Raw genomic sequence first — 13,960 nt, 5'->3', positions numbered from 1 at the left:
TAAACTACCTGTCGTCATAATTGAGTGCTTGTCGTATCATTCTGTTTCTATAAACAAAATTCTTGTTAAAGATACTCCGTTCGGGTTGCAGTTGGTCAAATTGAATTTGAGAAAAATCGGCAAAACTGTGCATAAAATCGTCCAGCATATATTTTCTGTCAAGGTAATTTTCAAGTGTGTCATAGTGCGGATAGTTTTGCTTGAATTTTTCAGAAGTCCACACAATAAAGGGAATTTCATACATAGGATTGGTAGCGTGATATTCATTATGGCCCACAAAATCCATGTCCTGAAAAACTTCATCACCGTGATCAGAAAAATAAACTACATAAGCATTTTCATTTTTTGCTTTGACTTTATCGATAATTGATCTTACTATAAAATCGTTGTATAAAATAGCGTTGTCATAATGGTTGATTTGCTCAAAACTTCTGGCAGAAGGAAACTTGGTTTCAGGTTGATCAGTGAACTTATTAAATTCAGGAGGATAGGAAAATTTATACGAAATATGAGTTCCGTATAAATGAACGAACACTATTTTTTTATGATCGTCTTTGTTTAATACTTCATCTACAAATGGGAGCAGCATTTCGTCATACTCAACCTGCCTGTTAGTGAGCGCATTCGTATAAAATTGCTCTTTGGTTGCTTTACTAACAGCAGTAACTAGTGTTTCATGAATACCAATGGGTTGTTGATTTGAAACCCAATAAGTTGAAAAACCGGCTGCATTCGCCAACTGAACAACACTGCCACAATGAATGACATCTGGATTTTCACGATTTGAAAGAGAAAGCATTTTATTAAGAGAGGGTATTGTGTGGGTGTGTGGGGATATGACATCCTTAAAAACCAGAAGCTCATCTTTTATCTCTGAAAGTAATGGGTTGGTATTTCTGTAATAACCATAGAGCCCCATATTTCGGGCAGAGGTAGATTCCCCAATAATTACAACATACGTTTGCTGGTTATCGGTTGAAGAGACATTTGTCAATTTATTATTGATCGGCTTTACAAGCTCGGTTTGAAATAACTGCTGTGCTTCAGAATATGAAACATAGGCATCATGGGCCAGATATATAAAATTATTGTGTTTAAGTTTTAGATTAATCAGATAAATTGAGCTTGCAATGAATAGTATTAAGACTAAAAATAGGGGGATACTTTTTAGACTAAACTCAGGGAAATAGAAAAATGATTGATTGTTTTTATAGATAGTGTAGAGCTGTTTTAAAGTTATAAATAAGAAGGCAATAAAAACAAATGTTATGGCAATTAGTCCAAAATCAAAGTAGGTGGAAAGGTAATTAGCAGATTCAGTTCCTGTGGTTTCAAAAAGCACATAAAAGGCAGAAATTGTAACTTTTGATTGGTATTGATAATAAAATGAGGTTTTCAAATAGCTTATTATAAACAAGATACTTAAAAAAATAAGAAACCAAATATATCTTGATTTTCCTCTTAAAATCAAAAAGCCTAGAGCATAAATTATTGAGCTGAATAAAGAAAATTCTACAATCTCTTTAATTAAATATTTTAATTGAGATGTGTAAAAAACACCAACTACAGAAAACAGTAAAACAGGTGTAAATGCATATATCAAAAATTTGATTACAGACTTGTTCAAAAGAATCATAGTAGAAAGGGTTTCCGAATTGTAAATATATACAAAACAGAAACCCTTTTAAACAGATTCTATGGAGTTTTTTTAGTTGTAGACGTAATCGGGTTGTTCATCAATCATTCGTTGATCTTCTTGAATATGTTCACTTATGTCCAGTTTTTTATAAAGGGCTTTGGTGATTTTTTCAACCTCTTTTTCACTAATATTTAATTTCAATGCAATTTTTGCATTGTCTTTTCCTTTAGATATAAACTGAAGTATCTTTGTTTCCAGGTTGCTTAAATCATGTAAATTGACAAGGTTCTCCAAGTACAAATCATCTACCATTTGAATATTATCCGGACTTCTCAATAGTTCGATTCGTTTTAAATATAAACGCATTTCAATCTGCATCAGTTCATTTTCTTCTTTTAATGTACGCATTCTGTACATAATTGCATACGTTAGTACAAGCATTTCAAGTATACCGGCAGTTTTTAGATGGAAAGCAGAAACTCCCAGGAATGTAATTCCAAAACCGGTAAGTACATAATAATCAAATATCAAAATCAACAGTAAACTGTATGCCACTACATAAAAACGTGCATATACTTTCTGTCTGAAAAGAGTTGCACCGGCTATAAGATAATTTACTAAAACAACCCATATAAAGGTGTTTCCAATTGCGGCAAACAACCAGTTTTCAGTTACCCAATAACTTGAAAAAGAAATTACTGAGGTACTAATTAAAGCGGCAGTCAGCCATTTTAATTTAGGCATCAAATCATCAAGTTTTAAAAACTTAGTTGCAAAATGAGCTGCAAATAGAGCCACCGATAAATGCAACAGCGGTTCAAGGTACATGTTTGTGAATGTGTTATCATACCCCATCAATCTGAACAGACCGTCACTGTAAAAGAATGATAATGTAATGGTTGTTAGGACTGCACTGTAATAGAGAAATACTTTTTCATCAAATAGGAAAAAACACATTAGGTTTATAATGATTACCATTATTGCAAACCCATAATATGCTCCTATTTTAAATAAGGATTGTTGATTGGCTTTAGCAAAATTTTCTTCAGATGTAATTTGCAAAGGAAAATATGCTTCCTTTTCAAAATTTACATACAAGTAAATTGGAAATTCTTCAAACTCATCCAAACGAAAAGAAGGATATCTCGTGTAGGAAATTTCTTCAATTTGTTTTTTTGATGCTGAAAACAGCTTGATGTCATTTACGTGTGCAGATGGAATGTGAATGACTCCTTCGTTGTTTGTTTGACTGTTGATTTTAAACCAGTAAACTCCATTTTCTAATCCAAAATTAGAATTTGTAAATGGTTTAAAATCAACACCTTTAGTCTCTTCAATCTTAAAATTAAGATGTGTGTCTTTTACATATTGAATCGAATTTTGAGCAAAAAGCGATGCACAAAATAAGAGCAAAACACTTAGGTAAATAGCTTTCATAGGTTAATGTTTTATACGATTTGGGACTACCAATATAAATAAAAAAACATTTTAACCTATAAAAAATGCATTTAATCGAATAAATGTTTAAAAAAATATTTTTATTGAATTAAAGAAAAGTTAGGAAAATTCAAAATATTTTAAACTAAAAACCCTCTATATCTTTGAAAAACAACACTATAGAGGTTAAATTAAATAATAATAATAAATTGATAGTTAACTAAATTAATTTAAAAACTTTAACATTTTACTTAACCATATCTTCAGGTTTTACCCATTCATCAAACTCATCTTCAGTGAGGTAGCCTAAATTTACAGCTTCTACTTTTAAAGTAGTTCCATTTTTATGAGCTGTATTAGCAATTTCAGCAGCTTTGTAATAACCAATTTTTGGATTTAAAGCTGTGACTAACATTAAAGAGTTGTTAAGTTGTTTTTGAATCACGTCATTGTTGGGTTCAATACCTTTGGCACAATGTTCTTCAAAAGAAGTACAAGCATCTCCCAGTAGTTGAGCAGACTGCAATATATTGGCTGCCATTACAGGCTTGAAAACATTCAATTCAAAATGCCCTTGCATTCCACCAACGGCAATTGCCATATCGTTTCCAATCACTTGAGCACATACCATCGTTAAAGCTTCACATTGTGTTGGATTTACTTTTCCGGGCATAATTGAGGAGCCAGGTTCATTGGCCGGAAGAATGAGTTCTCCAATTCCACTGCGAGGGCCACTTGCGAGCATTCTAATGTCGTGTGCAATTTTATTTAAAGAAACCGCCAATTGTTTTAATGCACTATGACTCTCAACAATTGCATCGTGAGCTGCAAGAGCTTCAAATTTATTGTCAGCAGTTTTAAATGGAAGGCCGGTGAATTTTGAAATGTATTCAGCAACGCGTTTTGAATAGCCTTTTGGAGTATTGATTCCTGTACCGACTGCAGTTCCACCTAAAGCAATTTCTGATAAATGTTCTAAGGTGTTGTTTAAAGCTTTCAGGCCGTGATCTAATTGTGAAACATACCCACTAAATTCCTGACCTAAGGTTAAAGGTGTGGCATCCATCAAGTGAGTGCGACCAATTTTAACCACGTTTTTAAATTCATCACTTTTCGCTTTTAGTGTATTTCTAAGTTTAGTAACACCCGGAATGGTGACTTCAACAATTTTTTTGAAGGCTGCAATATGCATCGCAGTTGGAAAAGTGTCATTAGATGATTGCGATTTGTTTACATCATCATTGGGTTGTAATGTTTTTTCACCTTCACCAATTACGTTTCCGGCCAATTGATGTGCTCGGTTTGCTATAACCTCATTGACATTCATATTGCTTTGGGTACCACTGCCGGTTTGCCAAATTACCAATGGAAATTGGTCATCGTGCATTCCTTTAAGTATTTCATCACACACCTTAGCAATCAAATCTCTTTTTTCAGAAGGTAAATCGCTAAGCTCCCTATTAGTGAATGCTGCCGCTTTTTTAAGGTAGGCAAACCCCTCAATGATTTCGAGTGGCATCGATGCCTGTGGACCTATTTTAAAATTACCTCTTGAACGTTCTGTTTGTGCACCCCAAAGTTTATCGGCAGGCACTTTTACTTCACCCATTGTGTCTTTTTCTATTCTATATTCCATGATATTAGTGTAAAATTATGCTTAGCAAATTTACTAAATGACTCGCTTTTTAAAGGTTAAAATGAATTAAAAAAAGACAACCTTTTGAGTTGTCTTTTTAATGAGTTCAAATTATTGATTAGGAAAACATTTTTGACACTTTTTCTGCTTTGTGTGTTTCAGCATAATCATAGAAGCCTTCTTTACTTTTCACCCCTAATTTTCCTGCCATTACCATATTTACTAATAGAGGACAAGGTGCATATTTAGGGTTTTTAAATCCGTCATACATTACCTCCAAAATGGAAAGACAAACATCCAATCCAATAAAATCAGCTAATTGTAATGGTCCCATTGGGTGTGCCATTCCCAATTTCATAACTGTATCAATTTCTTCAACACCGGCAACACCGTTGTAAAGCGTTTCTATAGCTTCGTTTATCATTGGCATTAAAATTCTATTGGCAACAAACCCCGGGTAGTCATTAACTTCAACAGGTACTTTACCAAGTTTTTTAGAAATTTCGGCAACAGTATCATAAATTTCCGGTGAGGTATTATAGCCTTTAATTATTTCTACCAGTTTCATAATAGGAACAGGATTCATAAAATGCATCCCAATCACTTGTTGTGGACGAGAGGTAACCGATGCAATTTTAGTGATTGAAATTGAAGAAGTATTTGTTGCAAGGATGGTATCATCTGGGCAAAATGAATCTAAGTCTTTAAAAATTTTAAGTTTTAAATCTACATTTTCAGTAGCTGCCTCTACTACCAGGCTGGCATATTCTACCCCTTCCTCCATACTTGTAAAGGTGGTGATATTGGCAAGCGTCTCATTTTTTTGAGCTTCTGAAATTTTTTCTTTAGCAACCATTCTGTCTAAATTTTTGGTAATGGTTGCAATTCCCTTTTTAAGGGAACTTTCTGAAATGTCAATCAGTTGTACTTTATAACCACTTTGTGCAAATGTGTGTGCAATGCCGTTACCCATTGTTCCGGCACCTATTACTGCTATATTCTTCATATTCATTACCCGCAAAGGCGGGTGTGCTTATTAAAAATTAAACTTCAGTTATATTTTTTTAAAATTTTCTAAAACCATTAAAGCTACTCTTAAGGCATCAGCACCCTGTTCCAGAGGAACGATGGGAGTTGTATCATTTTTTATAGCTTCAGCAAAACTATTCAATTCGTCAAGTATGGCATTGTTTGGTGATACTTTTGGGTTGTCAAAATAAATTTGCTTTTTAATCCCTTCAGCATTTTGTAAGATCATATCAAAATCACCCGGATTTTCAGGAGCATCTTTCATTTTTACAACTTCGCATTTCTTTTCTAGAAAATCTACTGAAATGTAGGCATCACGTTGAAAAAATCTTGATTTACGCATATTCTTTAAAGAAATACGACTTGCAGTAAGGTTAGCAACACACCCATTTATAAATTCAATTCGGGCGTTGGCAATATCGGGAGTTTCGCTAAGCACAGAAACACCACTGGCGTGAATGCTTTTCACTTTTGAACGCACCACACTCAAAATGGCATCAATGTCGTGAATCATTAAATCTAATACGACTGATACATCTGTACCTCTTGGATTGAACTCAGCCAACCTGTGAGTTTCAATAAACATGGGGTTGTCAATCATATGATTTACAGCCATAAATGCTGGGTTAAATCGCTCTACGTGGCCAACCTGTCCTTTTACACCGTGTTTATCAGCCAGTTCTATGAGCTCTTCTGCTTCTTCGATGCTTTGTGTTATGGGTTTTTCAATAAATAAATGTTTGCCGGATGCTATAATTTTTTTGGCCGTTTCAAAATGATAAACCGTTGGTGTGACAACATCAACCATATCACAGGCTTGAATTAGCGACTCAGCAGAATCAAAAGCTTTATAACCAAATTCTTCTTCGATTTTTTGACGCTGAGCAGCATTGGTATCATAAAAGCCTACTAGGTTGTAATGATCGGACTGTTGTAGAAGTCTTAAATGAATTTTTCCAAGGTGTCCGGCACCTATAACTCCGGCATTGAGCATATTTTTTTATTTTCCACAAAAATAAGGTTTTTTTGTCAGAATGCAGAATGTGAAAGGCTTCAAATCTATTTCTCAATTGATCAACTTTTCAGTAAATAAATTCCATTTTTCAATTCATAAAAACTTGCAATCCCTGTTTATCTTTCCGATTTTTGCTACAGTCCAATAACCAACAACCATTTTTTAGTTTGAAAGACACACATAGACACCAGGGAAAACGCAAGCAGTTAGTAAAAGTTATTCAAGCAAAGGGTATTCAAAATGAAAAGGTTCTTGAAGCAATTGGCAGGGTACCAAGGCATTTGTTTATGGATTCCGGTTTTGAAGATCATGCTTATGAAGACAAACCATTTCCCATTGCTGCCGATCAGACCATCTCTCAACCTTATACAGTAGCGCGACAAACGGAATTGCTTGATGTTAAACCCGGTGATAAAATACTGGAGATTGGAACCGGAAGTGGCTATCAAGCAGCTGTTCTGTTAGAAATGGGAGCTCAGGTTTATACAATTGAACGTCAAAAAGAATTGTTTAAAAAGACGAATCTTTTTTTACCCAGAATTGGTTACAGAACTAAAAAAATAGTCTTTGGGGATGGTTATAAAGGCCTTCCTGAGTTTGCACCTTTTGATGGTATTATTGTTACTGCCGGAGCACCTTTTGTTCCAAAACCGCTTATGGAACAACTAAAAGTGGGAGGGAATTTAGTAATTCCCGTGGGGAAAGAGTTACAAATAATGACGGTTTTCACCAGAAAGTCTGAAAAGGAATTTATAAAAAATGAATTTGGAGAGTTTCGGTTTGTGCCACTGCTTGAGGATAAAAATTAATTCAAGCTAATCTCTTGGATTTATTTCAATGGCAGCCAATTTCTTATAGTCCTATTGGATAATATCGAGTACTTTCAAACCAAAAATAAATGCTCCTTTGTCTTCACCGTTATAAAATGAGTGCACATAATCCAGTCTCAGGAAACGAAATTTTCCTATTCCCAAATTGTCAATACCTAAAGAAAGTTCAGAATAAGGCTTGTTATTTTCTGTACTTAAATAATGAGCGCCTGCAACAAGATTGAAATTCAATTTATTTAATAAAGGTATTTTACCAAGAAGAAATCCTTTGAAATCGTGCTCTAAGTGACCTTCAAAAAAACTTTTATTAGTACTTAGGCTGTAATAGGGCAATAAATTAAATACATTGGTGTAAGTGAAAGATGTACCAACACGGGTTTGATTGCCATTGAAATGTTGAAAATCTGCAAATGAGATGTCATCAGCGTTTAAGAAGGTTCCACCGGTAATATTGTAATTTAAACGACCCTTGTTTCCTAAATTGAAACCTTGTGTAAGTCGGGCTTGAACTTTGTCAAAATCATAACTACTATTTGAAGCAGCAAATCCTTTTTCATAAGTTAGCATCAACACCGGATACTTATCATTTTCGATGTTAAATTTCCCGTCAGGATATGTAAAATACTTTTGACCAAAAGTGATGCGCCCATTAATTTGCAGTTTCATCATTGTATGTGAATCGATGGCTGCATTTTCAAAATCCTCCGGACTCAAAGGGTTGTTGGAAGTATAACTAACTCCTTTATTTCTGATATATACCTGGTCAGTTTGATTGAAAAGAGGCTTGCGGTCTTCATATCCCAACGTAGCAGACATTCGTAAACCATTAAACAGTTCCTGAAAATAACTCGCTCTCACATACGTAAGGTCATAGGCTTTCATATAATTGCGTTCAAAAAAGAGGGTGCTTATTGAGTTAATTAAGTTTGAAATGGGTTCAGACCTGTTGAATTGTTGTACTTTTTTTCCTCCTGAAAGTGTTAATGTATTTCGCTGAAAGCGGTTAAATCTTTTGGAAATATTCCCCTGAAAACGTAATTGATCATCAGAGAATCCATAGTTTGCAGTCAAATTGGCTGAAAGTGTTCGTGTGCGATTTTCGTCATACCATTTATTAAAATTAATTCCGGAAGAGATACTCCAACCTTGAAGTGTGTTAAAACTGGTATTGCTTAAAACTCCATCATAACTCACTCTCCATTTGTTGTAGGTATTTGCATAGGAGTAACCAGTTATGGGACTTAAAAGCCTGAGTTTATTATTTTTTTGATCGATGGAGTCGAGATATGTTTTTGACTTTCTAAGTGTTTGAATGCTATCCTTTTTAATATAATCTTCAATTTCTTCATCTGATAAGGGCACAGGTCTTATTCCAGTCCAAAACAACGTGTCTTTTTGGTTGGCTTCAGACTCAAAAAACAAGACTTCATTTGTGAATGTATTTTGATTAAATTCCGGTTTGAAATCATAGTTACTATACACTGCCGTGAAGCGACCGTCACCACTAAAGCCTAAAAACCCAAAACTAAAATCGATGATTTGAGAGCGTTTTACCCAATAACCTTCGGTTTCATCGTAACTGAAGTTTTGTTTGAACACCAACTCTTCGACAAATGGAACTTGAATGGCATTTCCATTAGTGTTAAGTTCAACGCCATACAATTGCCAGCTATCTTCAACAATATAAATCACCCCTGAAAAGATACGGTCGTTTGCACGTTTTGGGGTTACTTTTATTTTATTAATCAATTGATTTTCTTCATAAAAAACACCTTCGAGTTTGTAATTGTAATATCCAAAGGCATTGTTTGCAATTGGAGAAACCAGTGCAGCGTTAATATTTATCGTGTTTTCATAAAAACTAAAATTGGCATCACGTGCACTGTTAAAACTAAAGCCATTGTCATTCCCGCTCACTTTTGAGGCGATGATTCTTTCTTTGAAATTATCGGGTTTCTGATAGGCAATTTTTGAAATGGTTTCACTTAAATATATAATTCCGGAACGCGTTGAATCTAATGCGCCTTCAAGATCGCCTACTTCCTGTCCCATAATTCGTTCCGGAACATCTTCAACTTTCCAAAGTCCGCGGGAATAAAAGTCAGCCGTATAGGCATTTAGTTTTTCAAGATTTTGTTTTCTTACTGCAATTGCATTTTTAATGATTCGATCAGCAGGATTTTCATCATTTGAAATTACAACCTGATCCAAACTATAGGTTTCAGCTTTTAGCGTAACATTGAGATGAATGACATTTGAGTTTAGGTCCACTTCCTTTTTCAGGGTTTGGTAACCTAAATACTGAAAAACCACAACAGCACTTTTATGTTCTTTAAAATCCAGTTTATAGTTTCCGTCATCATTGGTAGTGGTTCCCAGATAAGAGTTTTCGATAAATACATTTACAAACGGTAGTGGAGCACCTTTCTCATCGGTTACTTTTCCAATGATTTGTGAAAAAACTGAAGCCGAGAATAGAAAAATTAAAAAAACAAGTAAGTGTTTCATTATCGTTGATTAAAAGCTTTTTTAATTCGGCTTAAATTTCTTTTAGTATCGCGTTCTTTGATAGTCTCACGCTTGTCGTATTCTTTTTTACCTTTTGCTAAGGCAATGATGAGTTTAGCCAAGCCGTTGTCATTTATAAATAACTTGAGGGGAACAATGGTTAAGCCTGAAGTGCGCACTTCTTTTTCAAGTTTGTTCAATTCACGTTTGTTGAGCAGTAATTTTCGTTCACTTTTAGGCGCGTGGTTGAAATGTGAAGCATGAGAGTATTCTTCTACATTCATATTGATGACAAACAATTCGCCGTCCTGAAATTCACAAAAACTTTCAGCAATGGAGGCTTTCCCTTCTCTTATAGATTTTATTTCAGTTCCTTTTAAAACAATGCCGGCTGTGAATTTGTCAATAAATTCATAATTGAATTTGGCCTTCTTATTTTTTATCTGAATGGTGTTTTGTTGCTTCAAGTTTTTGAAAGTTTGATTTGATAAAATTTTTTAATAATCACAAAAATAAGATTTTAAAAGTAAAAGCCCCTATGATTTCAAGGCTTAAAATATGAAAAGTGGGTTTGTTAGAAAATTTTATGATTGATTGAAGCATCCTTGAGTAATGGTAATATTTAGAATTTGAGATTTAGTATTGAGTCTGTGGTAAATTTCTCTATTTTTACAAAAAAAAAGATGCGTTTCATTTTACTCTTTTTGTTCATTGCAATTGTTTCCTGCAAATCTGAAAAACAAGAACTTTCTGCACAGCAAATTATCGATAAGACCATTGAAAATGCCGGAGGAGACCGGTACAATAATGCTGAAATTGATTTTTCCTTCCGAAATATAAAGTATAAAAGTATACGACAAAACGGTCACTTTTCGTTTCAACGTATGCTTCCTGATACATTAAATACGATTGACCTCATTACAAACGAAGGATTTTTAAGAATCCAAAATGAAGAAAAAGTTAACCTTCACGATACTACCGCTGTAAAATATGCCGAAAGTGTCAATTCTGTACATTATTTTGTGCAGTTGCCTTTTGGCCTCAACGATGAAGCGGTTAACAAAAAGCTATTGGGAGAAGTTACTATCAAAGACAAAAACTATTATAAAATTGAAGTGAGCTTTGATGAAAACGGTGGGGGTGTAGATTTTCAGGATGTTTTTCTATATTGGATTTCAAAAGATGATTTTACGGTAGATTATCTGGCATATAAATTTTTCACGAATCAGGGTGGGATTCGCTTTCGCGAAAGCTATAATCCCCGGGTTATTGAAGGAATCCGATTTGTAGATTATAGGAATTACAGCCCTAAAGATTCCTCTATCGATTTTTACAACATTGATAAATTGTTTGAAAAAGGAGAACTCAAAGAACTATCTCTTATTGAAAACAAACAGATTAATGTTAAACCACTCACTCCAGATTCAAAATAAAACTGGTTGCCTGATCGGCTGTTTTGGTGACTACATATAGTCTACCGTCAATACTGTCTGGGATGTTTTCATAGCGTTCTTGTCCCAACACGTGATTCACAAAAACAGGCACTGTGTTGCTATGACCCACAACTAAAATTTGTTTGCCTTTTGTTTTTTCAAAAAAATCAGTTTCATATACTTTATGAGGATCATAATTTTCAATTTTTAGATTTTGTTTTCGTGCGACGGGTTGAGCCGTTTGTTGTGTTCGTTTATAATTAGATGAATAAACAGCATCCAGTTTAATTTCAGAAAAAACAGCGGCCCAATGTTCAGCTCTTAAAAGTCCTTCTTCATTTAAATTAGGATCTTCATCGTCAGGATTTGTGCGGTCTTTTTCAGCGTGGCGAATGAGGTAATAGGTTGTGGTTGTAAAGTCCATTTCTTTTTTAACAGGTTTTTCGGTAGTGGTATTGTCACAGGAACTTATTAAAAATAAAAGGATGATACTTGCTGTAATTTTCATAGTTGGATTTATTTGTCAGTTCATAAATACAGTTTATTTAGTTGAATCAAATATATAACATTCAGTTTTTTTAAAACCAAAAAGCAATTTTTTTCGTTTATTATTTAAATTCACTAAACTACAATTGCTTTTCCCAAACACTGCTATGATAAGGAGAGTCGCCCTGAGCCAACCTGGCAAAACGGGTGATTTTTTGTTTAACAAAACATTAAATATTTTTAATACTTCTTTGGTAACGATTTCCGCTATTTCACAGTAAATTAGGGTATTATTAATTTTAAAACTAACAATTATGAACGAGGATCAATTTAAAGGAAAATGGAATCAAGTCAAAGGAAAAATGAAGCAGAAATATGCTAAACTTACAGATGATGACCTTCAATATGTTGAAGGAAAGTCTGATGAACTTCTTGGACGTCTACAGGAGAAAACCGGTAAGACCAAGGAAGAGTTGAAAAAAGAAATTGAACACTATTAACTTTATTAATAAATTTTAAAAAAATGGCCTTATGAAAATAAGGCTTTTTTTATTTCTTATTATGCCAGTTCAAGTGCAATTTTTATCATTTCGTCAAAGGTGGTTTCACGTTCTTTAGAACTTGTTTTTTCACCCGTAACCAATGAATCTGAAATGGTTAGTATTGATAATGCATTGACTTTGTGTTTGGCAGCTACGGTATACAAACCTGCGGTTTCCATTTCGACACAAAGCACACCAAATTGAGACCATTTTTTATAGCTTTCAAATTCATCGGCATAAAATTCATCACTGGTCATTACATTACCCGCTTTGATTGAAATGTTCTTAGACTTCGCAACATCTACTGCTTTTTGAAATAGTTCAAAATTGGCTGTTGGAGCAAAATCTGCACCACCAAATCGCAATTCGTTTACACCTGATGTTGATGAAGCAGCCATTGCCAAAACGATGTCTCTTAATTTTACATTGGCTTGGTATGAACCGGCACTCCCCACTCTGATTAAGTTTTTAACGCCAAATTCAGTAATTAATTCATGTGCATAAATGGAGATGGAAGGCACGCCCATTCCGGTTCCCATCGCAGAAATTTTCTTACCATTATAAGTTCCTGTAAAACCCAGCATTCCTCTCACTTCATTGAAGCAAACGGGGTTTTCAAAATAAGTTTCAGCGATCCATTTGGCTCTAAGTGGATCACCGGGTAGTAAAATGGTTTCTGCAACGTCGCCTTTTTTGGCGTTAATATGTATGCTCATTTTCTGAATTTTTATTTGTTACGATAGCGATGCCCGAAGAAGTGCCAATTCGGTCCACACCCAATGCAATGTATTCCAAAGCTGTGAATTTATCTTTTATTCCTCCGGAAGCTTTAATTTTCACCTGATTTTTTACAACAGATTTCATCAATTGTACATCTTCTATAGTAGCACCGCCGGTTCCAAAGCCTGTAGAGGTTTTTATAAAGTCAGCACCTGAAAGCATAGCGAGTTCGCTGGCCTTGATAATTTCAGTTTTTTCTAGATAGCAGGTTTCTAAAATTACCTTTAAAACTTTGTTTCCAATCGTTTTTTTGACGTCTTCTATTTCTTTCCAAACAGCATCAAAATTTTCACTTTTTAGAAATCCTATGTTTAGCACCATATCGATTTCATCTGCGCCATCCTCTATAGCTTTTTTTGCTTCGTAAGCTTTGGCGTTAGCACTCATTGCTCCTAAAGGAAATCCAACAACACTACAGACCTTTACATTGCTTTTTGACAATTGCGCTTTCGCGAAAGCAATATAGGAGCTGTTTACACAAATAGAGAAAAAATCATATTCAATTGCTTCTTTACATAACTTTTTGATATCTTCTTCAGTAGCAGTTGCCTTTAAAAGAGTATGATCGATGTATTTATTTAGATTTTGCATAGAAAACAAAGGTAAAAGAAAATGGTTTATTTAA

13 protein-coding genes are annotated in these 13,960 nt (G+C 34.3%); 3 read left to right on the top strand and 10 right to left on the bottom strand.

Features of this window, described 5'->3' with window-relative positions; translation table 11 throughout:
• Positions 1-4: 4 nt before the first annotated feature.
• From IEV69_RS02505 to IEV69_RS02485, 5 genes are all read right to left on the bottom strand, one after another.
• Entirely contained in the window at positions 5-1,399 is a 1,395-nt protein-coding gene (locus tag IEV69_RS02505) for a sulfatase-like hydrolase/transferase (RefSeq protein WP_188439160.1), read from the bottom strand.
• 309 nt (positions 1,400-1,708) lie between these two features.
• Positions 1,709-3,076 carry a 7TM diverse intracellular signaling domain-containing protein gene (locus IEV69_RS02500; RefSeq protein ID WP_188439158.1) on the bottom strand — a complete coding sequence of 456 codons (1,368 nt, stop codon included), beginning with the start codon at positions 3,074-3,076 and terminating at the stop codon, positions 1,709-1,711.
• Positions 3,077-3,323: 247 nt separating this feature from the next.
• Positions 3,324-4,712, bottom strand: coding sequence for a class II fumarate hydratase (fumC, locus tag IEV69_RS02495; RefSeq protein WP_188439156.1), 1,389 nt, complete (start codon positions 4,710-4,712; stop codon positions 3,324-3,326).
• A gap of 118 nt (positions 4,713-4,830) precedes the next feature.
• Positions 4,831-5,718, bottom strand: a complete 888-nt coding sequence (locus IEV69_RS02490; RefSeq protein ID WP_188439155.1) for a 3-hydroxybutyryl-CoA dehydrogenase — start codon at positions 5,716-5,718, stop codon at positions 4,831-4,833.
• A gap of 48 nt (positions 5,719-5,766) precedes the next feature.
• Entirely contained in the window at positions 5,767-6,735 is a 969-nt protein-coding gene (locus tag IEV69_RS02485) for a Gfo/Idh/MocA family protein (RefSeq protein ID WP_188439153.1), read from the bottom strand.
• A gap of 188 nt (positions 6,736-6,923) precedes the next feature.
• Between IEV69_RS02485 and IEV69_RS02480 the strand changes: the two genes are divergently transcribed.
• Entirely contained in the window at positions 6,924-7,565 is a 642-nt protein-coding gene (locus IEV69_RS02480) for a protein-L-isoaspartate(D-aspartate) O-methyltransferase (RefSeq protein ID WP_188439151.1), read from the top strand.
• 51 nt (positions 7,566-7,616) lie between these two features.
• On the opposite strand, the gene IEV69_RS02475 is transcribed toward IEV69_RS02480, so the two are convergent.
• Together IEV69_RS02475 and smpB are read right to left on the bottom strand one after the other, a co-directional pair.
• Positions 7,617-10,094: a DUF5686 and carboxypeptidase regulatory-like domain-containing protein gene (locus tag IEV69_RS02475; RefSeq protein WP_188439149.1), complete on the bottom strand. Its 2,478-nt coding sequence runs from the start codon at positions 10,092-10,094 to the stop codon at positions 7,617-7,619.
• Positions 10,094-10,561, bottom strand: a complete 468-nt coding sequence (smpB, locus tag IEV69_RS02470; protein WP_188439147.1) for an SsrA-binding protein SmpB — start codon at positions 10,559-10,561, stop codon at positions 10,094-10,096. Before smpB ends, IEV69_RS02475 begins: the two co-directional genes overlap by 1 nt.
• 216 nt (positions 10,562-10,777) lie before the next feature.
• On the opposite strand from smpB, the gene IEV69_RS02465 reads away from it, so the two are divergent.
• On the top strand, positions 10,778-11,527 hold the full coding sequence (locus IEV69_RS02465; protein WP_188439141.1) for a DUF6503 family protein: 750 nt from the start codon (positions 10,778-10,780) through the stop codon (positions 11,525-11,527).
• Here IEV69_RS02465 and IEV69_RS02460 read toward each other — a convergent pair.
• Positions 11,508-12,035 carry a SixA phosphatase family protein gene (locus IEV69_RS02460; RefSeq protein WP_188439139.1) on the bottom strand — a complete coding sequence of 176 codons (528 nt, stop codon included), beginning with the start codon at positions 12,033-12,035 and terminating at the stop codon, positions 11,508-11,510. The genes IEV69_RS02465 and IEV69_RS02460 overlap by 20 nt on opposite strands.
• 292 nt (positions 12,036-12,327) lie before the next feature.
• Here IEV69_RS02460 and IEV69_RS02455 point away from each other — a divergent pair, with 292 nt between their 5' ends.
• Positions 12,328-12,513: a CsbD family protein gene (locus IEV69_RS02455; RefSeq protein WP_188439137.1), complete on the top strand. Its 186-nt coding sequence runs from the start codon at positions 12,328-12,330 to the stop codon at positions 12,511-12,513.
• A gap of 59 nt (positions 12,514-12,572) precedes the next feature.
• Here IEV69_RS02455 and deoD read toward each other — a convergent pair whose 3' ends face one another.
• Complete coding sequence (gene deoD / locus IEV69_RS02450) at positions 12,573-13,271, bottom strand: purine-nucleoside phosphorylase (RefSeq protein WP_188439135.1); 699 nt, start codon at positions 13,269-13,271, stop codon at positions 12,573-12,575.
• Positions 13,255-13,926, bottom strand: coding sequence for a deoxyribose-phosphate aldolase (deoC, locus tag IEV69_RS02445; RefSeq protein WP_188439132.1), 672 nt, complete (start codon positions 13,924-13,926; stop codon positions 13,255-13,257). Before deoC ends, deoD begins: the two co-directional genes overlap by 17 nt.
• Positions 13,927-13,960 lie beyond the last annotated feature (34 nt).

The sequence above is a fragment of the Planktosalinus lacus genome (assembly GCF_014640155.1).
Classification (GTDB): domain Bacteria; phylum Bacteroidota; class Bacteroidia; order Flavobacteriales; family Flavobacteriaceae; genus Planktosalinus; species Planktosalinus lacus.
This window is presented reverse-complemented; position numbering and strand designations above follow the sequence as displayed.